The sequence below is a fragment of the Pseudomonas sp. BTN1 genome, assembly GCF_001907715.1.
Taxonomy (GTDB): Bacteria; Pseudomonadota; Gammaproteobacteria; order Pseudomonadales; family Pseudomonadaceae; genus Aquipseudomonas; species Aquipseudomonas paracarnis.
In genome coordinates, this window is the sequence record NZ_MPBM01000028.1 from 52353 (window position 1) to 78553 (window position 26201).

Consider the following 26201-nt stretch of genomic DNA (forward strand, 5'->3'; position numbering starts at 1 on the left):
ATTTCCAGCATCGCATTCAGCCGTAAGCGTGCCCGTGGAAGTCGCAAGGCTGGCATGACGCTTTTTTTTGTAAAATTTTTGACGATAGGATGAAGCGTACTCTTCAGAAACTGCTCGTGCCGCCGATGGCCCAGAGGAGCCAAATTCAACCTTCGGGGTTTCAATGCTAGTAAGCAGCTATAACAGCGTGTATGTGCTGTTTTCCTTCGCCGTAGCGATCCTGGCGTCTTATACCGCGCTGGACATGACTGGTCGAGTCACCCGTACCGAAGGCAAAGCATCGGCACTTTGGCTTGCCGGTGGATCTTCCGCCATGGGCACGGGCCTCTGGTCGATGCATTTTATTGGCATGTTGGCCTTCCAACTGCCCATCGAGCTGGGTTACGACCCGACGCTGACTGGCTTATCGTTGTTGATCGCCATCGCCTCCTCCGCCTTTGCTTTGTGGCTAGCATGCCAGACGGAAATGCCACTGCCGCGTTTGCTGCTTGGTGCGGTGCTCATGGGTATCGGAATTGCATCCATGCACTACGTTGGAATGGCGGCGCTGCTGATGAATCCTGTAGTGGAATACGTTCCGTCTTTGTTCGCGCTATCGGTGCTGATTGCTATCCTTGCTTCGGGCGTGGCTTTGTGGATCGCTTTCCGCCTGCGTGGCGAAGGTCAGTACATCAATCGTACACGCATCGGCGCCTCGTTAATTATGGGGTGTGCCATTGTTGGAATGCACTATACCGGAATGGCGGCTGCCCAATTTCCTATCGGGAGCGTGTGCGGAGCGGTCAATGCAGGCATTGATAGCAACTGGCTAATGGTTTTGGTGATTCTGATCACGCTGGCTGTCTGCGCTATTGCCTTGATCGTATCAATGCTTGACGTCCGCACCAGCATACTTGCCAGCTCCCTTGACCTCGCAAACAGTGAACTGGTGCAGCTAGCTCTTCACGACAATCTTACTCGCCTCCCTAACCGTATCCTCCTAAACGACCGTCTTCAGCAAGCGATTCATAAAGCCATCAGGCAGAAGAGCCACTTTGCCGTACTCTTCATGGATCTGGATGGTTTCAAAGCTGTTAACGATACTTACGGTCATCACACTGGCGACCAGTTGCTTCTGCAAGTAGCAAAGCGAATCAACGACGCCAAACGCGGCGAAGATACGGTGGCTCGCCTCGGAGGCGACGAGTTCGTTCTGCTTATCGATCCCGGCGAACCTGAAGACGCTGCGATGTTGGCGCAACGCTTGGTGGAAAATATTCGATTACCTTACGTACTTGGGCGGCAGACAGTGCATGTGTCCGCTAGCATCGGTATCGCTATATTCCCAGAAAATGGCCTAACCGAGCATGAGCTGATGGTCAATGCCGATGCGGCTATGTACCACGCCAAGGAGCAGGGCCGCGATGGCTACTGCTTCTTTGAAAAAGCTATGAACGTTAACGCTCACCTGCAGTTGGAAATGCAACAGGATCTGCGGTGCGCACTGGATCGGAATGAATTTATCCTGCACTTCCAGCCGAAGATGCTCGCCCCAAATGGCCCTATGATCGGCGTTGAAGCTTTACTGCGTTGGAACAAGCCAGGTTTTGGCTTGGTGCCGCCCGTCCGTTTCCTGCCCTTGGCAGAGCGTACTGGATTGATCGTGCCAATCGGTAGCTGGGTAATCCATGAGGCGTGCCGGCAGATGGCCGAATGGCAAGCGTTAGGCGAAGGTAAAGACGAATGGAGTATTGCGGTCAACATTTCGACGGTACAACTGGCCCATGCAAAGCTCGTTGATGTCGTGCGCAATGCCCTGCAAAGCAGTGGCCTGCCCCCCCGTTTCCTGACACTGGAAGTTACCGAATCTACGGCGATGCGGGACGCTGAAGCTGCTTTGATTGCTCTTGATCAATTGGCAGCATTGGGCGTGAATATCTCCATCGACGACTTTGGTACCGGTTATTCCAGCCTGCTTTATCTTAAGCGCCTACCAGCCAACGAACTGAAGATCGACCGAGGTTTTATCACCGAGCTGGCTAAGTGTAACGATGACGCGGCTATCGTTTCGGCCATAGTAGCGCTCGGTAAAACGCTGGGGCTGAGGATCGTTGCAGAGGGTGTGGAAACCGCTGAACAACAACAGATGCTTACCGAGTTGGGTTGCGACATTTTGCAAGGTTACCTGCTGGGCAAGCCGATGAGCGCAGAGAGGATGCTGGAAAGCTTAAGCGCGACCAAGACTCTAGCGTGATACTGCACAAGCCATAGATTCAAGTTGGTGCTTGCTGGTGCAATTTGCAGACCCGCTACATCACCTGATTTAAGCATCAGTTAAACATTCGAATTGGGATTTACGGCTTCTCCTCATTCGTCCGATAGTAAAATTCACTCTAAGGCTAATCAATGTTCAACAAGGCAATCAAGCAGACCTTGGCTGAGGCTCTGCAAAAGCTTCAGGCCGCAGAAGCAAGGGCCGTGGCCGTTGACCGTTCGACGGCAACAATTGAATTTAAACCCGATGGCACCATCATAGGTGCCAATGAGAACCTTCTTACCACCATGGGCTACCGACTGGAGGAGATCGTCGGACAGCACCATCGTATTTTCTGTTTTCCTGATTACCAGGCGAGTGCCGACTATCGTAAGTTCTGGCAGCGCCTGGCTGGTGGCGAGTACATACGTGAACGTTTCCTGAGGCGTAATAAGCAAGGCCTGGAGGTCTGGCTCGAAGCCAGCTACAACCCTATCCGAGGCGCCGATGGTCGCGTCGAAGGCGTGCTGAAGCTGGCCACCGACATTACTACTCAGGTGATCCGTGAGCAGGAGCAGAGCAGCATGGTTCAGGCCATCAGTCGCTCGATGGCTGCGATTTCCTTTAACTTGAAAGGTGAGGTTCTCGACGCCAACGAAAACTTCGAGCAGGCCATGGGCTATCGCCTGGATGAGATTCGGGGAAAGCACCACCGCATGTTCTGCACACGAGGTGAAGCGGACTCTCCTGAATACCGCGATTTCTGGGAGCGACTGAACCGTGGTGAGTTCTTCTCTGGACGCTTCCAGCGACTCAACCGGCATGGCGATACCGTCTGGCTGAGCGCAACCTACAACCCGGTATTCGATGCCAGTGGCCGGCTTTACAAAGTAGTTAAGTTTGCCCGTGATATTACGTCCCAAGTGCGCCAGCAGCAGGCAGAATCCGATGCAGCCACGCTCGCCTACAATATATCCCAGCAGACGGACAGAAGCGCTCGCCATGGTGCCAAGGTCATTAGTGAAACGGTCGAGGTGGTACAAGGCATAGCAGCCGAGCTCTCACGAGCGGCTGAAGGCATCACTGCAGTCAATCAGCAGTCAGAGATGATCCGCAGCATCGTGCAGACCATCCGAGGTATCGCCGAGCAGACCAACCTACTTGCTCTAAATGCTGCTATCGAAGCTGCAAGGGCGGGTGAACAAGGCCGAGGTTTTGCGGTGGTCGCCGATGAAGTACGAAACCTTGCAGCCCGCACGGCGCAGGCCACCGTGGAAATCGTCGATGTTGTGAAGCGCAACCATGAACTAGCGCAGGATGCTGTGGAGAGCATGCAGGCTAGTCGCCAAAAGGTCGATCAAGGCGTCGATTTGGTCAGCCAAGCCGGCTTTGTGATAGAGGAAATTCAGAGCGGAGCACGGCAAGTAGTCGACGCCGTGCGCCAGTTCGCCGAGGCAAAGGAAGAGCTCTGATGTAACTGTATCGGGCACAACCTCGTAAGGCTGTTCCAATTTCTCACGATAAGCGTGCTTGTCCAATATGACATCATCGCTGCTTACTGGGCGCAACTGAACGTTTGCATCCGAGCATCACGTCTTACGCAATTAGACCGGTTGCCAAATATGCGGCAGCAAATGATCGATTTCACTCGCCCGCTGCGTCGGCAGGCGTGTGAGCACGTCCTTCAAATAGGCATACGGATCATGACCGTTGAGCCGCGCAGACTGGATCAAACTCATGATCGCCGCCGCCCGTTTTCCGCTGCGTAGCGACCCTGCGAAGAGCCAGTTCTTGCGTCCAAGAGCCCATGGTCGGATCTGGTTCTCTGCCCAATTGTTGTCTATGGGTACAGCCCCGTCATCGAGGTAGCGCGACAGCGCTGCCCAGCGTTTCAGGCTGTAATCGAGTGCTTTGCTGATGGCTGAGCCTTCGGGCACAAGGTCGCGCTGGGCGCTCATCCAGACATGTAGCATGTCCATTACCGGGACGGCTTTTTCTTTCCGTATTCGCCGCCGTAAATCCGGCTCCAGATCGCGGACTTCGCTCTCGATTTCGTACAACAACTGGATATAGCGCAGGGCTTGCTCAGCAAGCGTGCTTTTATTCGTAGCGTGCAGCTCGAAGAATTTGCGCCGTGCATGGGCCATGCAGCCGATTTCGGTCACGCCGAGTTCGAAGCTGGCTTTGTAACCGCCAAAATCGTCACAGACCAGCTTGCCCCTCCAGCCTTGCAGGAAGTTGCGAGCATGCTCTCCGGCACGGCTGGGGCTGAAGTCATAAACCACCGCTGCCACATCCGAGAACTGGCTGGTGGCGTAGGCCCAAACATAGGAACGGTGGGTTTTCTTTGTTCCCGGCATGAGCATTTGCACGGGTGTTTCATCGGCATGAATAATCTGCTGCCCGAGTACCACTTCGCGCAGCGCATCGACCAGCGGCTGCAACTGAACCCCAGTCACGCCAACCCATTCGGCCAAGGTTGAGCGTGGAATCGCCAGGCCCGCTCGACCGAAGATCGATTCCTGACGGTAAAGCGGTAAATGGTCAGCAAACTTGGCAATCATGACGTGGGCCAGCAGCCCAGCGGTTGGGATGCCCTTGTCGATGATCTGAGCCGGAACCGGTGCCTGGATAAGCGTTTCGCAGTCATCGCAGACCCATTTGCCACGTACATGACGCTCGACGGTGAACACGCCCGGTGTGTAATCCAACTTCTCACTGACATCTTCACCGATGCGTTTCAGCGCGCAGCCGCATGGGCAGTGAGTGTTGTCAGGTTCGTGATGGATCAGTGTGCGTGGAAACTCAGCCGGCAATGCAGTGCGCTTGGGCTTCTGCTTTTTCTCGGTCGCCGCTGGCACTGTTTGCAAGGCCTGAAGCTCTGCTTCAATCGCTGCGATATCTGTATCGATCAGGTCATCGAGCAAACTGGCCTGCTCAGGATTCATCTGCTCGCTGCGCTTGGCAAATTTCAAGCGCTTGAGCTGCGCAATTTCGAAGGTCAGCTTCTCGATCACCGTCTGATCGCGGTTGATCTTCTTGCCCATGGTTTCGACCGTCTTACCCATTGTTTCGACTTGCGAGAGCAATTGCGCAGCTAAGGCACGCAGTTGGTCGGGAGTCATTTGGTCGAGATTGGGAGAAGAAGTCATGCGCCGAATTTTGCCAGAGCAGGCGCTTCGCGGCGATAGACCGATAGGCTAATGGCAGCCGTTAAAGCAGTGTGATCGAGCCGCCGGAACCTGCTCGTTGCCATGGCAGGCCCAATACCAAGGCTTGGAGTTGCTCGGTGTCCAACTGCATTTCAGAGCCATGACGAATGCTTGGCCAGTGGAACTTGCCCTGGCTCAACCGGCGCGCCGCCAGCCATATGCCGAAGCCGTCATGCACCAGCACTTTCATGCGATTGGCGCGGCGGTTGGCGAAAAGATAAGCACAGTGCGGCTGCGCCGCACCGAACACCGCAATCACCTTGGCTAATGCCGTTTCGGTACCAGCGCGCATGTCCATCGGCTCGGTGGCGAGCCAGATGGAGTCGATGCGAATCATCGCAGAAGGTCTCGAAGAAAGGTCGCGCAGGCAGCAGCATTTTCAGTGGGCCAGTTCACTGTGACGGTGCCACGCGGGTGCTGTATTTCAACGCAAATATTCGATGATGATGTGTGGGATTTCGCCCCTGCCAGCGGCACGGGTAACGGAATAAATGCAGGTTGCAGCGCTGTGCTTTTCTGCGCTTGCAGGCGAATCCATTTGTGGACGAGGTTTGCGTTGAGGTTATGGCTGAGTGCGATGCTGGCAATCGAAGCACCGGGCTGGGCACACTCTTGAATGACCTGAGCTTTGAAGGATTTGGAATAGGAACGGCGTGTTGGCTGCATGAAATACCCGCTTAAAAGGCTAGAACTGGTGCCCACTTAAATGTAAGTGCACACCATGTCTTGGCTTTGCAGGGCTGGGTAGATGACTTGGCCGTACGCATACAACGAAGCTGTCTCTCAGCGCCTTGATGATCTCCGACACCCGCGTCTTCTCCGAATCATGGGTCTTACCTCTGACTACAGCGGTGGCTGGGTCGAGGCTATAGTCGCCGTCTGCGTGCTTGTGCAGCCGGTAGACTCCCCCAGTTTTTTCGCTTTATGCGCTGGCCTGATTGTCCAAGTTCTTTTTGAGCACCTGCTCGATGTTCTGGCTCCATGCCGCTTTGAACGCCGGATCAGAGGCAAACAGCTTATAGAGCTCCAGCTCGTCCTTTCGCCTTTTCAGCATCACGTCCTGGAGCATCTTTTCCAATGCGAGGCCGCGATTGTAAGGGTCAGCATTGTCCTCGTACTTGGCTGTGTAGTCCGGGTGTGCGCGGATGCTGTTGACGATGTTGACGAACTTGACACGTTGCTCCTCAGGCGTCGCGCTCCAGCCATGAAACCACCGCTCGTTGAAGCTGCGAATGATTTCATCCAGCGGATCAGTTTCCGGATCGCCGTCGCGGTTGCCGCGTGGGTTCGGGTTTTGCGGCGTCAGTTCCGTGTCGGAATCGTCGAGGCCGATTTCCTGGTTCAGCTTCGTGCGCTCCAAGCCATACGATGACAGGTCAACGGCCTCAAGCAGTTCGTCGAGCATATCCTGATTGGGATCTTCGATCATGAGCTTGGGAATCAGAAACTTCAGCAGCCAGAACAGCTTTTCCCACACCAGCACTTCAAACGGGATGATCGACGCCATCTGACCGTAGATCTTCACGAACTGCTTGGCCTTGATCTTGAAGTCGATCTTCTCGGGGTCCAGCAACTCCAACTCAGTGTTGAAGCGATTGGCTGCAACATCGATGATCGGGCTGAGGGCCTGGGCATCTTCACCGGCAAAATAACGTGTGACGAAGTCTTCGACCTCCTGCCACTCGTATACTCCAACTTGGTCCAGTGCGTCCTTCAGCTCGTGCAACACGTTGACGTCGGTCGCCTCGGACAGCGTTGTCACGGTGTAGAAGGGATCGAAGGCCGTCTTGATGTCATCGACGCTGTTGAAGAAGTCGAGGATGAACAGATCTTCCGTTCGCTTGCCCAACTTTGGGGCCGAACGGTTCAGGCGAGACAGGGCTTGGACGGCTAGGACGAACTGCAGCTTCTTGTCCACATACATCGCAGCCAGCTTGGGCTGGTCAAACCCGGTCAGATACTTGTTGGCCACGATCAGCAGCCGATAGTCGTCAGTGTCGAACTTTTCCCGCGTCTCACTTTCAGGAAAGCCGTTCATTTCGGCTTCGGTGTGCTTCAACCCATCGACGGTCTTCTCTCCCGAAAAAGCGATCAACGCCTTAAACGGGGTTCCTTGTGCGTCGAGCAGCTTGTTTACAGCCTTGTAATAACGGATTGCGGATTCGATATTCTGGGTAATGATCATCCCCTTGGCCTTGCCGCGAAGCTTCTTGGCATTCACGACCTGTGGGATGAAATGGTCCAGCATAATCTCGGCCTTGGTGTTGATCGTGTGCTGGCTGCGTTCGACATAGGCCCGCAGCTTCTTCTGAGCCTTCTGGGTGTCAAAAAGCGGGTTTCCCTCCACGGACTTCTGGATTTCGTAATAGCTTTTATAGGTCGTGTAGTTAGCCAGCACATTGAGGATGAAACCCTCTTCAATGGCCTGCTTCATGCTGTAAAGATGGAATGGCTTGAAGCTCCTGTCGGATTGCTGTTCGCCAAACTTCTCAAGCGTGGTCGCCTTAGGCGTTGCGGTAAAGGCCAGATAGGACGCGTTACCGCGCATTTTGCGGGACTGCATCGCCGCCAGGATTCGGTCTTGCGGATCATCCTCGTCCAGGTCGGTGTCCCCGGCACCCATCGCGCGGTTCATGGTGTCATGGGCCTGGCCGCTTTGACCGCTGTGCGCCTCGTCGATGATCACGGCGAATCGTTTTTCGCTTAGGTCCGCAATGCCATCAATGATGAAGGGGAACTTCTGAATTGTCGTGATGATGATCTTCTTGCCGTTCTCCAGCGCGGATTTTAGGTCGGCTGAACGCAGCGCTGGGGCGACGATGTTCTTGACCTCAGAGAAGTCCTTGATGTTGTCGCGCAGCTGCTTATCGAGCAAGCGCCGGTCCGTCACCACAATAACCGAGTCAAACAAGGGCTGGTCTAGGCCCTTGGCGCCAGGGAGGCCGACGCTATTGGGGTACGCGTCGATCAGCTGATAGGCCGCCCAGGTGATCGAGTTCGATTTGCCTGATCCCGCCGAATGCTGGATCAGATAGCTGTGGCCGACACCGTTGGTGGACGCGTGGTCCAGCAAGCGGCGCACCACGTCCAACTGCTGATAGCGCGGGAAGATCAGCGATTTCTTCGCCAGCGGATCGGTGGCTTTGCCCTCCAGCAGAACGAAATGCTGGATGATGCCCGCAAGGCTGGCGGGCAGGAACACCTCTTCCCACAGATAGGCGGTCTTGTGGCCGCTGGGGTTCGGCGGGTTGCCCTCGCCATTGTTGTGGCCCTTGTTGAACGGCAGAAAGAAAGTCGAGGCCCCGGTAAGCTTGGTGGTCATGAACACCTCGTCGGTGTCCACCGCCATATGCACAAGTGCGCGGCCAAATTGCAGCAGAGGCTGGGTGGCGTCGCGTTTTTCGTGGTACTGCTTCTGGCCATGAAAGCGGGCAGTTTGCCCAGTCCAGGCGTTCTTTAACTCGACCGTGACCAAGGGTATGCCGTTCAGGAACAGTACCATGTCGATTTCTTCCAGAGGGTTACTCTGCGAATAGCGGACCTGTCGAGTGATGCTCCAAATATTGGCAGCGAAGTTTTCGTGGATGCGGGGGGCAGAGCTGGCCAGCGGAGCGGGGTACATCAGTGAGAAGAACGCGTCATCGACCGATAGACCCTTTTTCAGCAGATGCAGCAGGCCGTGCCTTTTGATCATCCGATCAAAGCGCTCAAGGATCTTAGCTTGCCAATCTGATGGGTTGCGCGATTGCAGCTTGGCCAGCTCCTTGCCCTGTGTCGACTCCAAAAACTGCCAGAACATGGCAGTGTCTAGCGCATACTGGGCGTTGAAGTCACCGGGCAGGCCGATGCTATAGGGGCCGCCGCCAACCGGCACGGGCTTGCCTGCCAGCTCTTCGGTCGTCCAGCCGGTCAGATATTTCTGAATCGCCTGCTCGAGTGCAACTTCCCTAGTATTGCTGACCATATACTATCCCTTAAATAACCTTGATCTTGCCGGTGACGGCCGCGTTGATTAGGCTGGCTTTGTATTCCTTGAGCGCGGCGATCTGGCGTTCTTTGATGGCAATACCATTCTCAACCTTCTCGCATTTTCTTTTGATTTCGTCCGCAATCTCACGCTGTTCATTGATGGGTGGAAGGAAAAGGTCGACCATCGCGAAATTTTCGAAGGTCAAGTCTTGCCCGTCGCGAATGAAGCTTGCAGTTGTTTGCAGGGCTTTAATATATCGAGGGCTTTTGAAAAGGTAGCCGAAGAAGGTCGGGCAAATCTCCTCGTGCGGTCGCAAAATAATGTAGGAGGACCTGATGCAGCCCGCCGCCCAAGCTCGCTCCAGGCCGCCTTGGAAGCTGCGCATGCTGATCACGAAGTCGTCCAACTCTACGTGCTTGCGTTTTTCGAGGTTCGTCTGGATTTTCACGACCCTGCGACCAACCAGCTCCTCAAACTTCTCTTGAGGAATAACCCCATAGGATTGGGTGGCAGAAAGCTGAATGTCATCCTTTCGCGCCAACTCTTTGCGTTGCGTGAAGACAAACTTGCTGCGCCGCACCTCCCAATGCGCTGGGATTTGGCCAATCCAGTCGATGCCGCTGTCTTTCAATGGAGTGGCGGAATTCAGGCCGCGGTTTACGGCTTCCTGAATGATGATCTGACGCCGCTCGCGTAGCAGCGTGATCTGGTCTTCCTTGATCTTCACAGCTACATCGATCTTGGCGCACTTCTCGTCCAAGAATGTCGCGATCGAACGCTGCTCCTCAATGGGAACGATGAATAGGTCGACCGCCGAGAAGTTGTCAAAGCGAAGCGCCTGCCCATCACGCACTAGATTGGATGTGCTTTGTAGGGCCTCAATATATCTGGTGCTTTTAAGTAGATAGCGAAAAAAGGCTGGCTCTACGCGCGGTCCAGGTCGCAAAGCGACATATGCTGAACTAACGCACCCCGTGTGTTCAGAGTACTCAATTCCGCCCTGGAAGCTACGCATGCTCATCACGAAGTCGCCAGATTCAACATGTTTTAGAATGTCAAAATCAAGAAAGACTTGGGTCACTCGGCGTCCCTCAATCTCCATGAATTGCGATTGAGGAATCACGCCGTATTTTTGAGTAGCTGCAAGTTGTGGCTCGCCCCGTCTTGCGCGCTCTTTGCGGTCAGAAAAAAGCCATTTGCTTCGCTCAACTTTCCAATGCGATGGTAATTTACCAATCCATCTAACATTACTTTCTGCGTAGCTTTCGTACTGCTCGAACCCAAACCTATCCATCATCCCACCTCCGACAACGCCGCCATCGGGACACCCAAAATATCCGAGATCAGTCCGTCAGCCTGCTGCTCCAGCGTCAGAATATCCGCCGTAACTTCGCCCAAACTCCGCAGCGGCTTGTGATAGTGGAAGTATTTGTTGAAGCTGATCTCGTATCCGATTTTGACCGAGTCGAGGTTGATCCAGGCCTCTTCGACATAGGGCCTCACCTCGGCCAGGAAGTAGCCGTGAATGCTGTCCTTCAGCGGCACAGACTCGCTGTCGCGGAGGTCGGTGTTTGAGGCGTAGGTCAGCCAGGTGCCATCGGCCTGTGCATAAAAGCCAAAATCGCCTAGCGCTGATACGTCGCAGCCTAGCTGCGCAGCTACCGATGCGAGCTCCAGGTCGGTAAAGCGAAGAGATTTGTCTATCACCTTTTCTGCGTCCTCGGCATACCAGCTCACCGCATTCAAGATGGCGTTCTTCTCGGTCGCTGACAGCTTGATCTTTCGGGTCTTCAGCACCTTGCTAATGCGATCACAAAACTCGTTGTAGTCGGCAGTTTCATCCGTACCGATGGCCTGCATCAACTGGTGTCCGTGATCGAGCAATTCGCGCAGACGCTTCCAGTTGGCGGTATCAATTAACTTGGCGCGGGCCTTGGCGTTCAGGGTGATGCCCTGCTCTTCGCACCACTCCATGACCGGCTTAGCATGCGCATTCAGGAAGCCCGGCTCATAGACCGCCTCACCGTGTGCTTCCCACAGATACTCCATCGGTTCGCGCAGGGATTTATCGAAGCGCAGGGGAGCAAGCCGTTCAGCGCTGAACTGGGCGCGGCGGCGGTCGGGGCGCTCGATAGTGACCTTGTGATAGCCGAAATCGGTGTTGTCGTAGATCTGCACGGCAATGCCGGTGGGGTCGCCGTTGGCATCCAGCTTCCGTTCGACCGATTGGAAAGCAAGATAGGCGCTTGTGATTTCTTCGACATGTTCAGGAGCGAATTCGCAGTTCTTGTCACCAAGGTTTTTGCGTAGCTTACGAAATAGCGGGTTGGCGTCGATCAGTTGCACCTTGCCCTGTCGTGCTGCGGGCTTGGCGTTGGTCAGCAGCCAGATATAGGTGGTGATGCCGGTGTTGTAGAACAAGTTGTTCGGCAACTGGATGATGGTGTCGAGCAGGTCGTTTTCGATGATGTGGCGGCGGATGTTGGACTCGCCGCTGCCAGCATCGCCTGCAAACAGGCTGGAGCCGTTGTGGACCGAGGCGATACGCGAGCCTATGGAACTGTCCTTGGTGGACTTCATCTTGCCCACCATATCCATCAGGAATAGCAGTTGGCCGTCATTGGAGCGGGGGGTTGCGTCTTTGGTTTCCCTGGTGCCCCAGTAATTATTCAGCTCGACCTTGAAGCGCGGGTCGATGACGTCGTTGCCGTCCTTGATGTATTTGAGTTCACTGTTCCAGCTTTTGCCGTAGGGCGGGTTGGATAACATGAAATCAAAGCGCTGGGCGGCGAACTCATCGGTGGACAGGGTGGAGCCGACCTTGATGTTTTCGGGGTTGTTGCCCTTAATCATCATGTCGGATTTGCAGATGGCATAGGTCTCGTCGTTGATTTCCTTACCGTACAGATAGACGTCGCCGGTAGCTTTGATCAAACCATCGGGGTCAATGACGTAGTTCTGCGACTCCGTTAGCATGCCGCCGCTACCACAGGCGGGGTCATAGATGGTCATAACGGGGGGCAGCCGATCCTTGATCGGGTCGAAGACCAGGTGGGTCATAAGGTGGATCACTTCACGCGGAGTAAAGTGCTCGCCCGCCTCCTCGTTGTTATCTTCATTGAACTTGCGGATCAGCTCTTCGAAGACATAGCCCATGCCGAGGTTGCTGAGGGCTGGCAGGGTGTTACCGTCAGGGTCTTCGACCTGATGTGGCGTGAGGTTGATGTAGGGCGAGATAAACTTTTCTAGCACGTCCAGTAAGACCTGCTTGTTTGCCATGTGCCGCATCTGCTCCAGTAGCTTGAAGCGCGAGATGATCTCTTTGACGTTGTCGCTGAACCCGTTCAAGTAGTCTTCCACGTTGGCCAGCAGTATCTGTTGGTTGTTAGTGGCGGTTGCATGCAGCAGCTTCAGTGTCCATTTGCTCGTGTTGAAGAATACGTAGCCAGAGGCCGCCTTTAGCGGTGCATCGTCCAGCTCAGTCGCCTTCATTTCGCCTTTCTGAAAGCGGACCTCCTCCAGGACTTCGGCCTTGGTGGGCTCGAGGAGAGTATCGAGGCGACGCAGAACAACCATCGGCAGGATGACGTCACGGTATTTGCCCCGGACGTAAACGTCGCGAAGGCAGTCATCCGCGATAGACCAAATGAATGAGACAAGTTTGGTATGTGCGTAATGGTTCATGGGGAAGGGGCTATTGTCCTGGTGTCAAAGGGGCGCGACGTGTAGCTGAACGGCCGTAAACCCACCATTATCCATGAGCGTTACAGACTCGGCCACCGTGGTGTTTTTTACTTGTCAAATCCATTAAAGGAGACCCATGAATACGAACATTCGGTGAGGTCTGGACTCTGTACGAAACCAGCTGTCGTAAACACCGCAGCGAACAGTCCAGCGAGAGCATCGCAGAAAAGCTGTCCGCGAGGTTGTCGTAGCGGTTACCAATCAGGTGGTTGTCTTTCAGCCAGCAGAACATCCGCTCAATGATGTCTCGTCTCGTGTATTGGGGCTTGTTGAGCCGGCGGGGTGCCGCGGGCTTTGGCTTACGTATCATCTTGCGCAGCGGGATGACTGGCTGCATTCGATAACGGTCAGAGTGCTGACGAAATGCCTCTGCGTTATAGCCCTTGTCGGCAACCAGCCTTTACCGGGTCAGTTTTCGGTCAGCGGTAACAGTCACAGCGTCATTCCTGACATATTACGCAGCCGAAAGCTCCAACCTCCGCACAGGCAGCAAAGAAAGACGACAATAACCAATAGGCTGGACGAAGTACGGGCTTGCAGTGTGACCCGCTGCGATGTCCTGAAACGCTACTTCAACCGCGCTCTTGCTCAGGGATTAGGTCACGATGGCCTTACCAATTTGGAACGGATTGCGTACCGAATTGAGCTAGATCTATTACCGCACCTTGCTCAAGGTTGGTAGCGCCGCCGGTGATATATGACTGAGGCCGCCACGCAAAACTGGAGTACTCGTGTGCTGGATCGATAGATCGGCATGCTCTACTACGAGCGTCTGTTGGTGACCCAGGATCGCGCCGCTGTCGGATAGGAAGCCGCCAGCAACTTGAACGCCAACCGATAAAGAACGCAGGAGGGTTAGACCTGTAGATGGCAATATGCTAGCTTGGCTCTGTCTAGTTTAGTGAGCTGTGTGGCGTTTTTGTGGGGCTGACCGCCACCAGAATCCTTTAAATAAAGATCACCAGATTCAGGACTATTTACAAAATGCAGACAAGGATTTTAGTCGCATTATTGATCTACTTAGGATCTTACCTTCCCCTGAGCATGATCTTACTCGTCCAAGATTTTACAATGGGTTCGACTGCTCAAAGTCTGTGCTCAGACTGGAAAAATTTCGCCAGTCAATGTGAGCTGCCGTTAAAGCATCCCTTATTAGCACTTGGTTTTTTTACCCTCTGTCTCATTTCGCTCTCAATATCATTAGGAACAATTTGGCTCGCCACACCAAAGCGGAAAATCATTGTGGAAGAGTGCAAGCATGTTCCAGCAGATCTAATGAACTACGTTTTGCCTTATGTGGTTTCATTTATGAGTTTGGATTATCAAGAGACGGGTAAATTTCTGGGTTTTTTTATATTTCTGGCTTGGATATTTTGGCTGACTTACAAGTCGGGGCAAGTGATTTTAAATCCTGCGCTGGTTGCGTTTGGTTGGGGACATTACGAAATAAAGTATCGATATGAAGGCGACTCTATATCGAATGCAGAAGGTTGTTTGGCTAAGTTTCAACCGTTAACTGGTGATGTTCTTCGTTATAGCAGTATTGATAAAGTCAAAATTCTAAAACAACGAGACTAACATTATGGCCGATCTTTTAGCATTGAAAGCGTTTGATGTCCTCAATTCAACTGTTACTCTGTGGGTTTTCAAGAGATCTACTCGCGCGGGTAAAATAGTTTACACAGGGCGCTGGGTTGAGACTTCTGAACTTTTGGATGCTAAAATAAAAGAAAATGTCAATGCTGCAGTCCAAAGTGTCGAAGAAATTCGAGAATACTCGCTGCTCGCCGAAAATAACGAAACTAGTGTCTTGTCGATTCCAGCAGATGAAACACATGCAGGACAATTGATACAAGAGTGCGTGGCTCGCGATGAAAAGAAGGTGAAAAAACTTAAAGATATACAGAATGCCCATTTTTATGCAATAAGGCTTACTCTTGATGATCAAAATTCTCTCTATGCAGTAAAATCGACCGATGACTCTTGGAAGTTAAAGAAGCTGGCTGGCGCATATAGGGCGGTATTCAAAGACAATGCTCTGGATATCGATAATACGCCAACTTTTAATATTTCTAAGAGTATAGATTTTTTCATTTTTGACGGCGATGTAATTGCTAAGCAAAAAAATAAGACGGAGTCAATATTAAGCTATAAAGAGGCTCATAAAGAAGATTTTGGGTTGTTAAAGCTGGAGCCGAAATTTTCATCATTGTTTTCCAGTATGGATGAGATTGATGCCTATGTGGGAAACAATAAGATTCAGTTAAGAAGAGCCTCCGCAATTAAGCAAAAGGCCCACTACAATAATGATGTTTATATACAAAATATTCGTAATAATGCTGTGGAAATGCAACTGCTAATTGATTTTGATTTGAACGGGAAAATAGTGCCAAGCGCCGAAAGTTGTAAGTACATTTTTTTGGCTCTTCTCAATCATCGGTTGTTTTCCCGTTTCTCTGGAGAGTATTACGACGTACAAAATATTGAAAATATTTAATACTCTATCGGTAGCTATTATAGCTGTGGCCTTGTCTCCGTCACCATCCTTGGTTGCAGAGTCGATGAGATGACCGCGTGAGTGTTTTGCGTTATCCAGATTCTCTTATCTTGGATCGTTCTCTACCGCGGGATGAAGATGGCTCAGGTGAATAGGACCACAAGCGAATCGTTGGTACTGAATTAACTTCCGTCGGCGTGCATCACCTATTTGGCGAAGCATGTTCGGTCGTTCCCGATCCATGTAGGCGGTTGGGAATAGCGCCGGATCGTAGGGGATGGCATCCAGCACGTCGATTCCATATTCGACATAAACACGCTTGCCGAGCGGTGTCAGGGCTAAGGCCTTGATCCGGCGGATATGCTCTGATATGACTCGATACCCATCATTTACCAGCAGGTCGCGCAGATAATGGTTCGACGCGCGAAGTGCAATCGTCACCCGCACGGATTCCCGATGTGGCCGATCCTGCCAGTAAGAGAATAAATTGAATAAACGAGACTTCAGACATGTGATGGGGTCGATGACGGCGATCTGCACACCTTCGATATCCAGGACAGATAAATACTTGAAAATCTCTTTTTGAGGCGCGCCCCCGACGCTGTCCATTTCCAGGATATCGACAATGACCTCTTTACCGTCAACCCAGTCAATATACGCGGCGGCAATGTTTATAGTGTTGTCGTCCATCTTAGCCTTGCGAAAAGGGACTCCCATCACGCGGGCGCAATAATCAATAGAGTTGGGTTTACCGATAAAGTCCAAATCATCGCTAGTGACGAATCCGACATCCTCGCCTGTCATTTCGTCGATGAGGTATTGCCGGGCCCAAAGCGTAAGCGATTGCCCGCCAACGATCACAAGGCCGTAATCGGTGACAGCTGATTGAATTGAGGGGCGGTAGACGCGCTGAATTAGATCGAGCAGAAATGCGAAGAGCTCTGAACGTTCAAGTAAGGCGAACGGAGCGTCTTCGTTTGCCGCTTCGGGCATCAGTTGCTTAGCGCAGAGAATCGTAGTGGGCGAGCGATTGAAGCAGAGTTGCCACGAAGGGCGGCTTTGGCACGGGCAGCAGCCATTTCAAGCATCTCAGGGTCTGCAGCATAGACAGCATCAACCTGGCGGTCACGTGAGCTGCTTTTAAGGCTCATCATTTCCGCAAAGCTAAGGTCTTTTGAATGCTGGTGGCCGCTGATCATGGCGAAAGTACCCATAAGGGTGGAAATAGACTTGGATTTGAGGTTAGCACATTCAGTTGGCGCATTTATAGGCGAAGGGCTGTGGTTGCAAGGGATTAGCCGACGAAATGCATGGGTTAGGGTGCCGTCTAGGTGCATGGGGCCTGTTTCACCGGCCCCATGCACCTAGACGGCTCTTAACGGCACTAAGTACCATGGTCTTTATCGAGATAACCATTTGTCAAGGGAAATGTCAACGTGGAGGGCCACTTATGTGGCCGGGACGGTCGGCGCTTAGATATCAAGGCAAAGCCAGCTCCGGCCTAATCTTTTCGAGATAAGTTGTGCGGTGAGCCTGTAGTAGTAACGGGTGGCTTCTGAGCGGTCCTTCAGCTGGTGTACCAAAAACCAACGCACATGCTTGAAGTGCCAGCCCCAAGGGTTATCGCGCTGCCACCTCTGTTGGATAGCTGCCTGCATGATACGAGCTTGTCGAATGTGTCTTTGCTGCGTGGCTGTCGAACCGTTCAGTACTCCACCCAGGAAAAGTGCCATATCGAAAGGCTTGCTCACGCTCTACCCCCAATGTAAGCCGAAACCACCTCGATTCGATTGTGCCCAAGCTCAAGACTAATTTGCCGTCGCGCGCTTTGGTCCAGAGCGTGGTCGATGCGATAGCATCGGCCACCATTGACGGGGGCCGCGTGGCCCGTGAGCTGTATGTAGCGCTCGCACGCATAAGCCGCTCGAAATTCATGAACCCCCTTCAGTCCCAGCTTCTGAAGCAATTCACGGGCTGGCCTCACCGTCTGTTGCTGGAACTTGGCGTAGCTTTCACCTTCGGCCAGCAAATTGCGGCTGTGGGGTGGCGAGGCGTGACGAGCCATCTGCAAGGCTGCCTTAACCTCGTTATTTGCGATGATCCAGCGCGCTGCTGAAGCTCCAGCCCGGCCGCCTTTGGTCCCATCCTGAATATTGATGCGGCCTAAGTGTTTAGCCTCACGTTGCAAACGTGGCAGGTCAGCCAAGATCGTTTCGCGCAAGCGCATGCCGGTTGCGCGGGCCAAGCAGACAATCGCAGCGACGCGGTGGTGTTGCTGTTCGCGAAGCGCTTCAATCACTCGACTCAGTTGTTGGTGATCTTGGCCATTCGGTGCGCGGGTGCGTACGCTTGATCGCTGCATGCCGAGTGCCTTGCTCGGGCTGGCGATTTTCACGTACTGGTCGCCGCGTAGTGCTGCGAGGGTACGGTTTACGCTACTCAGGCGGTTCTGCGCGGTGGCGATGCAGATTTCACCTTGTTGGATTTGCTGACGCAGGTGTGTGGCGTAGCTGTGCAAGGTACTGCGATCTATCTGGCGGGCGTCGTTGTAACCGGGGCCGTCCGCTGACCGACACCACTTCACGAAAGCCTGCCAGCGATCACTGTGTGCTTTGACCGTAGCGAAGTGGCCGCCGGCAAACAGATCTTTCAGCGCTTGTGGGCCGGCATAGCTGAGCTGACGGCCGTAGCCAAAGTTGCGCCCGTCACGTCGGCCGACCAATGCCATCGGCTTCACCGTTTTCATTGTCTTGCAGAAAGCGCAGCACCGCTTTCCAGTGGGCGCTGATCTTGTTCACTTGTTGCCAATGTGCGGGACGAATAATCAGGGCGTTTTGCTGATGCCGCAGCATTGCTCCCTCTTCGCGCAGTTGGTGGATCAGTTGGCCGATGTTGACAGGCCCTAAGGCGGGTGTGGCGACAACGGCGCCAGTGGCGACAACCCTTGTAGTTGCTGCTCTGAAGCATGGCGACAAGGCGGCGACGGAAGTGGCGACACTCCGCAATGCAGGTCGTGTCTGATGCTGCGCCTGGTAACGGCGCACCGCGTCATTGAGGCGGAACATGGCGCACCTCGAAGGTCTTTCCGTCAGAAGAGTCCAGCCAGCTATGTGAGATCAATTCGACCAGCAGCGTAATGGTGTGATGACTGCTTTTGCGGGCAAAGCGGGGGCCATTGCGATTGAGGTCGCGGACGGTAAATTGGGTCCAGCCTTTTTGCGTCAGCCAGCGCAGCAGTCGATCCGCCTCCTCGCGTAACTTGTTGATGGGTTCTTGCTCCGTCAGGCGCTGGATTTCGGCCAGGTAGTAATCCATCAGCGTCGAGGCGCGCTGGATATGGGGTTCGTCCACTACGGGCGCGTCTTCAATCACCGCCAATACCCCGGCGATACGCAGTACATTGGCGGCTGCTTTCCCGGCGACAGATTGAATGCCGGCCAGCTCGCCAAACTCACCAGATTGGCATTCGATGGTGTCGTGAATATCGATCCAGGCACCGCGAGCGCTGGGTGTCAGTTCCAGCCTGTCAGGGTTAAGTGAGCCGTCGTTGTGTAGCGACAGCGGCTTATCCAGCAGAGCGGTAATGCGCGCTTGGTAGCGCTGGATCCTGGCATCTCGCGTAAGGTCGACCGCCTTGTACAAGCGTCGCCCCACTAGGCGTTCGGGCCAACTGATCAGGCAACGGCCAAGGATGCCTTGGCCGTTGATCATCCGGTCTGTGAGTAGCTGGGTGGCCAGGTAAGGTTGCAGCATCAGATGCAGACTGAGGCGACGATCATAAGCTCGCAGGCTTTCGCCAGGCATGGAGCGCGCCCGGTCGATGGGGCTGCCGTCCCAGAGTGCTGACAGGGTGGTGATGGCCTTGAGTTGGTTCTCTTTGCTCATGGTGCTGCTGCCCAGAAACTGGCCGCCCTCATCGTTGAATAACCCCATGCTGGGCAAGCCCTGGCATAGGTTTTTGATCAGCGCCTCAATGGTGGGCTCGGCGATGATCAACCTGGGCGGTATGGGGTCGGATAACTCACGAGCTTCGTGCTTTCCTCGAATGGCGGCGCGATTGGATTTCAGTTGTTCCAAATACAACGCCCACTGCCGCCGCTCCCACTCACGCGCAGCCGCCAGCGCCAGATGATCCACTGCGCTTTTCCGATCACCCGACGATGCCACCGTCAGCATGTACAGGGACAACGGATAAACACGGCCATCGAGATGCACATTGGCGTGCGACTGGGCCACCAGGGCGGCAGTGGCCAACACCGATTGCGCAGCCATGGCGCAGGGCACGCCGATCACCTCTGCCATGCGTTCGACGGCTGGTCCTAATATCTGTCCCAACGCTTCGACCGGATACGCCAGCGGCTCGGGCCGGTATTCCAGCAGCGGCTGTGGCAGGTCAAACGCTTCGCACAATTGCATCGTCATTCTCCTGGTGCTTCGAATTTCCCCCTCACTCTCCCCGCCACGGTTGTTGAGTGTTATCAGGGATCAAGGCCCCTGCAGCCTGTGAGGGTGTCCACTTACGCGGGACGGGCGGCTCTTTACGACCGGGAGCTTGGGCATCTCATGATCTTGCCTCCTGAGCACCGATAACGGTGGGCGGGTGGAGGCTGCGTTGGCTGACGAGACCAGCGCCGCGAGATCCTGAGTCTGTTGCAGGCAGTAATGCGATGACCAGGGCGTGCCTGACTGTCAGTCAGGTGCAGTCCATTCCGTGGGCTGCGGCACCATCATCTGCATTGCTGCTGCGTGTGACATCGGGGTTTGTCACGCCGATTGTCACATTGACAAACGCTGCAATGTGTTGCCCGGCAAGGGCTGCGGCAGTGGTTTCGGCGCCCGTCTCTTTCCTGGAGAAAGAGACGGGCGTGGGCTGCCGCATTTGCACTGTGGATAAGTTGGCTTCGATCACGTTGGGCGTGACTGCGCGCCTAATTGGAAGCGAGCGCGCATGGCTGGGACCACCACTGTAGGGCGTAGCCTTAAAGATCCCTGGCTACCTGGGCAATGCTGTCGATGACAGCGCTCTACGGCTCTGGTGTAGCGCGTGCTCGGAGGGTGGTCAACCGTGTATGGGGTGGGGTTTTTAGGCGATGGATGTGTATGGAAGACGGTGGCTTTGAATGGACAGTGGGCCGTTCGTCGGTTTTTAAAGTGAGCCCCTGAGGGCGGGAAGGCAAAGCCTTCCTGCCCTCAGGGGCTGGGCCTTAAAAGCTTGTGGGCGATGCAGATGGTGGCGACGGTCGCCGCTTTGTCGCCATGCGCAGGACCGCTAAATAAGTGGGTTGTCGCCAGTGTCGCCGCTGTCGCCAGTAGGAACTGATTAACGAAACGGGATGACGTTCCCGTTTTTGTTTTCATGAATGGCCGTCACCGACAAATTGCCGGTGGCGGCTTTTTGAATGTAGTCGCTCCACCAAGTCATCATCGGGCGTCTTCGCTCGATGTAGTCCGCTCGGTTGTACGCGCTTCGGACTTCGTCTTTGTCGACATGGGCGAGTGCGACTTCAATCAACTCCGGGTCCCATCCATGTTCGTTGAGGATGGTACTAGCCATTGATCGCAGGCCGTGGCTGACCAGCCGATCCTGAAAACCCATACGTTTTAACGCCATGTTCGCGGTTTGGCTGTTGGCGTGAGTACGCGGATTTCGGTCTGCCGGAAACACATGTTCCCGGTGGCCGCTATAGGGTTTGAGTGTCTCTAGCAACGCGAGCGTCTGGTCGCTCAGGGGGATGGGGTGCGCTCGGCGTTTTTTCATGCGCTCCTTTGGGATGGTCCAGATGCGTTTCTCGAAATCAATTTCTGCCCAGGCCGTTCCGGCAGCCTCGGCAGGGCGGGTCATGGTGTGCAGTTGCCATTCGATGAGGCAGCGGGTGATGCGTTTAATGCTAGCGTTGGCAATCGCCACCATGAGGTCGGGTAGTTCTTCGGGGGGAAGTGCCGGCATGTTTTCTTTTTGCGGCTTTTTGAAGGCTGCCCGTATGCCGCTGAGCGGGTTCGCGAAGATCAGTCCGCAGTTGACGCCGTAGGCCATGATTTCGTTGAGACGTTGGGAAAGTCGCTTGACCGTCTCCAGGCTGCCTTTGGCCTCGATCGGGCGTAGGAGCTTGATGATCATGGGGGCGGTGATGTCTGCGAGGGGTGTGGCTTTGAGGCTGGGGAAAACATGCAGCGTGAGTGAGCGCCAGATGTCTTCGGCGTAGGCCGTTGTGACGGAGTGTTTTTTCAACTCGAACCAAGCGGTGGCCACCTTCTCGAATATGTGCTCGGTTTTTGCCAGCTTGGCCTGCCTTAGCTCATCGCGGTGCGCTTTGGGGTCGATGCCTTGCGCCAGCAGTTCGCGTGCCTCAGCTGCTTTCTTTCTGGCATTTGCCAACGAGAGGGCTGGGTAAGGGCCGAGCGCCATGTTGAGGCGGCTTTTGGTTACCGGCGCGCGGTAATTGAAGTTCCAGATCATCGAGCCACTGGCTCTGACCCTGAGTTGAAGGCCGTCGCCGTCAGTGAGAACGAAGTCTTTTCCTGTTGCCTTGACTGCCTTGAGTTGGCGGTCTGATAGGCGGGCTGCATTAGTAGGCATGAGAGCTACCTCTGACACCGTTTTGGTATCCCAAAAATAGCACCAGTGGGCTCGGGATACCAACTGGGATACCAAAACGCCTGGAACTCTAAAAGCTTCTGTGGAAGCCAATGGCGGTGAAAGCCCCGTATTTACTGGGTTTCAGGCACAAAAAAAGACGTCCGTGGACGTCTTTAGATGATGAAGTGGTGGAGCCGGGGGGATTTGAACCCCCGTCCGCCAGTACTCCGCTGTCGGTACTACATGCGTAGCCGTTTCTATTAAGTTAACCCTCAGCGACCCGAAGGGCAGGGTGCTTTGGGCGAGTTGTGTAAGTTTTAGCCGCTTCGTCCACAACGTACTGCACGGCGATTCTGTTCTATATGACAATCACTTTGGGTTTACAGACATCCCCTGGTGATTGCTGGACCCGAAGGTACCAGAAGCTCAGGGCTAAGGCTGCTTACGCAGCGAGAGCGAATTCCTGGCCGTAGTTTTCGTCATTGGCAACTATAAGAAGTTGCAACAGTGGATTTACGAGTTCTGTTACCAACTCGGCATGCACCTAAAGTTTCGCGACCGGCGTCGAATCCTAAACGGCCCCGTGCTTGTAACTCGTTGTTTCTTAGTGAGTGACAAGCCTGTGCAGTGTACGCCAAAACGTCAGCGAAGGCCAACCCGAAGGTTGGCCCTCTCGCTTACTGGCCGCCTTTCTCGCTGTTCTGCAGGTCTTGCAGGGCCTTGGAGGTGATTTCGATGCACTTCTTCTCATCACCTGCGGCGTGGGCGGCCTTGGCCTGGGAGACGGCGGTGTCTATTTCGCCACTTTTACCGCTGGTGTCGGTGGCGAGCAGGGCTTTGCCGTTGTTGATTTTGTCCAGGTTGATCTGGCACAGGTCTTTGTCACTGGCGGCGAAAGCAGGGGAGGCGAGCATCGCAGCGGTCATGAACAAGCCAGCAAGAGCGGAACGCTTCATAGGGTGTCTCCTTGCGCAAAAGGGCTCGACGCTGCTGGCGTGCAACCGCTGCCAGCGACATCACTGATGGGCCTCGTTTGTCGAGGCCTATGCAGATGACTGCGCCGGCGCGCGAGGGTTCGGTTTTTTTGCCGGGTCAGTGGGCGCGGGCGCGGGTGACGCGGTCTACCAGGTAGACCAGGCCGTGGTAGTCGATGCCGCCATGCTGGCTCAGGCCGATCTCGCAGGTGCGGCTGGTGGAGATGCCTTCGCTGCAATATTGCACGGCGTCCTTGAGTGAGCGCAGGGAGTGGGCATTGAGTTCCGGGGTGGTGAAGCCTTTGTCGCCGGCAAAGCCGCAGCAATGAATGCCTTCGGGGATCACCACGGTTTTTGCGCAGCGTCGCGCCAGTTCGATCAGGGCCTGGCTCTCGCCCAGGTGTTGGGTGCTGCAGGTGACGTGCACGGCGATGGGCGCTTCCTGGGGTGTGAAGTCGAGGCGGTCCATCAGGTGGGTGCGGATAAAGCGCACGGGGTCGTAGAGGTCCAGGCGCGTTTCTCCCAATTCTTGCACCAGGCGCAGGGTGCAGGGGCTGGTGTCGCAGTAGATGGGGTCGAGGCCGCCGCGGCTGGCGTGGAGCAGGGCGCCGATCAGTTCCTGGCGCTTGTGTTCGGCCTGCTCGGCGTAGCCTTTGGACGCGAAGGGTTGGCCGCAGCAGAGGCTGTCCTGGTTGTCGGGGAACACTACCTGGTAGCCGGCTTTTTTCAGCAGTTGGCGGGTTTTGTCGTACAGCGACATTTGCTCTTTATCGCCGGCTGCCGGGCCCATGGCGCGGGAGACGCAGGCGGCCAGGTAAACCACGCGCGGGCGAGCGTCCGTCACTGCGGGGCTGAAGCGGATGGCTTTTTCGGGCTGTGGCATGGCGTTGGTCCACTGCGGTATTTGCCCTTTGGACAGCTTGGTCAGCGTGCTCGAGAGCCTAGTCAGCCGTGGAGCACCCAGCAGCATGCGTGCGCCATTGGCGACGTGCAGGGTAAAGCGCGCACCTTGCAGCGCGGTGGCGAAATGGCTGGCGAGCCAGTCGGCGGTTTTCGTACGGTCGGCCTCGCGGCTGCGCAGCTTTTTCACCAGGTCGCCGGTATTGATGCCTACAGGGCAACGTTGCGCGCATAAGCCGGTGGCGGCGCAGGTGTCGATGCCCTGGTAGTGGTAGGCCGCTTCCAGTTCGGAGGTGTCGACGCCTGCGCGTTTTTTCGCCTGGATATCGCGCCAGATCACGATGCGCTGGCGCGGGCTCAGGGTCAGGCCTTTTGACGGGCACACCGGCTCGCAGAACCCGCACTCGATGCACTTATCCACAAGCTCATCGGCGGCGGGCAACGGCTTGAGGTGTGTGAGGTGGATCTGCGGGTCTTCGCTGAGTACCACGTCCGGGTTGAGGATGCCGTTGGGGTCGAGCAGGCGCTTGAGCTGCCACATCAGTTGATAAGCGTCGCTGCCCCATTCCAGTTCAACGAACGGCGCCATATTGCGGCCGGTGCCGTGTTCGGCCTTCAGCGAGCCACCGAACTGCACGGCCACCAGTTGCGCGACGTCGTCCATGAACGCTTGATAGCGTGCGACTTCTTCGCTGCTGTTGAAGCCTTGGGTGAACACAAAGTGCAGATTGCCTTCCAGGGCATGTCCGAAAAGGATGGCTTCGTCGTAGTGATGTTTGTCGAACAGTGCGATCAAGCGGTTCACGCCAATCGCCAGTTGTTCGACCGGGAAGGTCACGTCTTCGATGATCACGGTGGTGCCGGTTTTGCGTACGGCGCCTACGGCGGGGAAGGTGTCTTTGCGGATCGCCCACAGGCGGGCGTTTTCCAATGGGTCTTCGGTGAAGTCGACTTGTTTCTCCACGGGAAACGCCGCCAGGGACGCCATGATGCGCGTCAGTTGTTCGTGCAGCAGCGATGGCGAAGCGGCGCGGGATTCGATCAGCAGTGCGCAGGCGTTTTCCGATAGGTGCTGTACGAAAGCAGGCATGCCCGGTTTGTCCTGCACCGAGCGCATGCTGCGTCGGTCCAGCAGTTCAACGGCGGAGACTGGCTGGGTTTTCAGCACGGTGACTGCGTTGCAGCAGGTTTCGACGTCCGGGAAGACGATCAGCGCCGAGGCTTTGTTGGGGTGATCGATCACGGTGTCGTAGGTGACCGCACTGATAAACCCCAGGGTGCCCTCGGAGCCGACCAGCAGGTGGCTGAGGATATCCAGCGGGTCATCGAAATCCACCAGGGCGTTGAGTGACAGGCCGGTGGTATTTTTCAGGCGGTATTTGTGGCGGATCTTTGCCGCCAGCTCAGTATTTGCCCGTGTTTCGCGACCCAACAGGGCCAGGCGTTCAAGCAGTGCACTATGTGACTGGCGGAAGGCTTGCACGCTGGCGGCATCTTCGGTGTCCAGGCGGCTGCCATCGGCCAGCACCAGACGGATGCCCGCCAGGGTGTGGTAGGTGTTTTGCGCCGTGCCGCAGCACATGCCACTGGCGTTGTTGGCGACGATACCGCCGATCTTGCAAGCATTGATGGACGCAGGGTCCGGGCCGATCTTGCGCCCGAACGGTGCGAGCCAGGCGTTGGCCTGGGCGCCGATCACACCCGGTTGCAGGCGGATCTGGGTGCCTTGCCCGCGAATTTCGCGGTGGTTCCAGTTATCACCCAGCACGATCAGCACCGAGTCGCTGATGGCCTGGCCCGAGAGGCTGGTGCCTGCGGCACGGAAGGTCACCGGTACGCGGTCGCGCTGGGCCAGTTGCAGCAGGGTTACCACTTCGTCTTCTGACTCCACGCGGATCACCAGCTGTGGGATCAGTCGGTAGAAGCTGGCGTCGGTGCCGAAGGCGAGGGTGGAAAGTGGATCGTCGAAGCGACGATCTTGCGGGATCAGTTGTGCGACGTCGCTCAGGAAAGCAGCAGGCAGGCTCATCGGTCCTCCAGAAATAGCAGACGCCGGAAGGGTGCCCCGGCGTCGATTCTTACCCTATTACGTGC

General features: G+C 55.2%; 17 protein-coding genes, 1 other RNA gene and 3 pseudogenes. 5 read left to right on the plus strand and 16 right to left on the minus strand.

What is annotated here, in order from left to right:
• The first annotated feature begins 163 nt into the window (after window positions 1–163).
• From BMH52_RS14795 to BMH52_RS29985, 3 genes and pseudogenes are all read left to right on the plus strand, one after another.
• A complete protein-coding gene (locus tag BMH52_RS14795; RefSeq protein WP_033690316.1) occupies window positions 164–2233 on the plus strand; it encodes a bifunctional diguanylate cyclase/phosphodiesterase in 2070 nt (689 codons plus the stop codon).
• 152 nt (window positions 2234–2385) lie between these two features.
• Window positions 2386–3162 (plus strand): annotated as a pseudogene (locus tag BMH52_RS29980) (PAS domain-containing protein); the annotation flags it as partial.
• A gap of 102 nt (window positions 3163–3264) precedes the next feature.
• Window positions 3265–3705, plus strand: a pseudogene (locus BMH52_RS29985) (methyl-accepting chemotaxis protein); the annotation flags it as partial.
• Window positions 3706–3837: 132 nt separating this feature from the next.
• On the opposite strand, the gene BMH52_RS14805 reads toward BMH52_RS29985, so the two are convergent.
• From BMH52_RS14805 to BMH52_RS14840, 7 genes and pseudogenes are all read right to left on the minus strand, one after another.
• On the minus strand, window positions 3838–5385 hold the full coding sequence (locus BMH52_RS14805; protein WP_034128274.1) for an IS66 family transposase: 1548 nt from the start codon (window positions 5383–5385) through the stop codon (window positions 3838–3840).
• 61 nt (window positions 5386–5446) lie between these two features.
• The gene (tnpB, locus tag BMH52_RS29605) at window positions 5447–5782 is read right to left on the minus strand and encodes an IS66 family insertion sequence element accessory protein TnpB (RefSeq protein ID WP_009682493.1); all 336 of its coding nucleotides are present in this window, start codon (window positions 5780–5782) and stop codon (window positions 5447–5449) included.
• Window positions 5779–6111, minus strand: a complete 333-nt coding sequence (locus BMH52_RS14815; protein WP_009682494.1) for a transposase — start codon at window positions 6109–6111, stop codon at window positions 5779–5781. Before BMH52_RS14815 ends, tnpB begins: the two co-directional genes overlap by 4 nt.
• Before the next feature lie 256 nt (window positions 6112–6367).
• A complete protein-coding gene (locus tag BMH52_RS14825; RefSeq protein WP_047882040.1) occupies window positions 6368–9409 on the minus strand; it encodes a type I restriction endonuclease subunit R in 3042 nt (1013 codons plus the stop codon).
• 10 nt (window positions 9410–9419) lie between these two features.
• Entirely contained in the window at window positions 9420–10712 is a 1293-nt protein-coding gene (locus tag BMH52_RS14830; RefSeq protein ID WP_073844139.1) for a restriction endonuclease subunit S, read from the minus strand.
• Entirely contained in the window at window positions 10709–13099 is a 2391-nt protein-coding gene (locus tag BMH52_RS14835; RefSeq protein WP_047882042.1) for a class I SAM-dependent DNA methyltransferase, read from the minus strand. The genes BMH52_RS14830 and BMH52_RS14835 overlap by 4 nt, the downstream gene beginning before the upstream one ends.
• A 166-nt stretch (window positions 13100–13265) precedes the next feature.
• A pseudogene (locus tag BMH52_RS14840) lies at window positions 13266–13556 on the minus strand (IS5/IS1182 family transposase); the annotation flags it as partial.
• Window positions 13557–14230: 674 nt separating this feature from the next.
• On the opposite strand from BMH52_RS14840, the gene BMH52_RS28865 reads away from it, so the two are divergent.
• Together BMH52_RS28865 and BMH52_RS14845 are read left to right on the plus strand one after the other, a co-directional pair.
• The gene (locus tag BMH52_RS28865) at window positions 14231–14737 is read left to right on the plus strand and encodes a hypothetical protein (RefSeq protein ID WP_139273372.1); all 507 of its coding nucleotides are present in this window, start codon (window positions 14231–14233) and stop codon (window positions 14735–14737) included.
• Between the two features lie 4 nt (window positions 14738–14741).
• Complete coding sequence (locus BMH52_RS14845) at window positions 14742–15656, plus strand: Kiwa anti-phage protein KwaB-like domain-containing protein (protein WP_073844143.1); 915 nt, start codon at window positions 14742–14744, stop codon at window positions 15654–15656.
• A 105-nt stretch (window positions 15657–15761) separates the two neighbouring features.
• Here the strand turns inward: BMH52_RS14845 and BMH52_RS14850 are convergent, their stop codons facing one another.
• From BMH52_RS14850 to BMH52_RS14890, 9 genes are all read right to left on the minus strand, one after another.
• Window positions 15762–16649, minus strand: coding sequence for a hypothetical protein (locus tag BMH52_RS14850; protein ID WP_047882044.1), 888 nt, complete (start codon window positions 16647–16649; stop codon window positions 15762–15764).
• A 479-nt stretch (window positions 16650–17128) separates the two neighbouring features.
• On the minus strand, window positions 17129–17407 hold the full coding sequence (locus BMH52_RS29610) for a hypothetical protein (protein WP_073844145.1): 279 nt from the start codon (window positions 17405–17407) through the stop codon (window positions 17129–17131).
• Entirely contained in the window at window positions 17404–18384 is a 981-nt protein-coding gene (locus BMH52_RS14860) for an integrase domain-containing protein (RefSeq protein ID WP_073844147.1), read from the minus strand. Before BMH52_RS14860 ends, BMH52_RS29610 begins: the two co-directional genes overlap by 4 nt.
• Window positions 18362–18721, minus strand: coding sequence for a hypothetical protein (locus BMH52_RS28870; RefSeq protein WP_073844149.1), 360 nt, complete (start codon window positions 18719–18721; stop codon window positions 18362–18364). The genes BMH52_RS14860 and BMH52_RS28870 overlap by 23 nt, the downstream gene beginning before the upstream one ends.
• A complete protein-coding gene (locus BMH52_RS14870; RefSeq protein ID WP_073844151.1) occupies window positions 18705–20072 on the minus strand; it encodes a YfjI family protein in 1368 nt (455 codons plus the stop codon). The genes BMH52_RS28870 and BMH52_RS14870 overlap by 17 nt, the downstream gene beginning before the upstream one ends.
• Before the next feature lie 904 nt (window positions 20073–20976).
• Window positions 20977–22233 (minus strand): integrase domain-containing protein, encoded by a 1257-nt coding sequence (locus BMH52_RS14875; RefSeq protein ID WP_073844153.1) that lies wholly within the window; start codon window positions 22231–22233, stop codon window positions 20977–20979.
• 186 nt (window positions 22234–22419) lie between these two features.
• Window positions 22420–22816, minus strand: a transfer-messenger RNA (tmRNA) gene (gene ssrA / locus BMH52_RS14880).
• A gap of 94 nt (window positions 22817–22910) precedes the next feature.
• Window positions 22911–23189, minus strand: a complete 279-nt coding sequence (locus BMH52_RS14885) for a hypothetical protein (protein ID WP_003194233.1) — start codon at window positions 23187–23189, stop codon at window positions 22911–22913.
• A 136-nt stretch (window positions 23190–23325) separates the two neighbouring features.
• Window positions 23326–26136 carry an FAD-binding and (Fe-S)-binding domain-containing protein gene (locus tag BMH52_RS14890; protein WP_073844155.1) on the minus strand — a complete coding sequence of 937 codons (2811 nt, stop codon included), beginning with the start codon at window positions 26134–26136 and terminating at the stop codon, window positions 23326–23328.
• Between the last annotated feature and the right edge of the window lie 65 nt (window positions 26137–26201).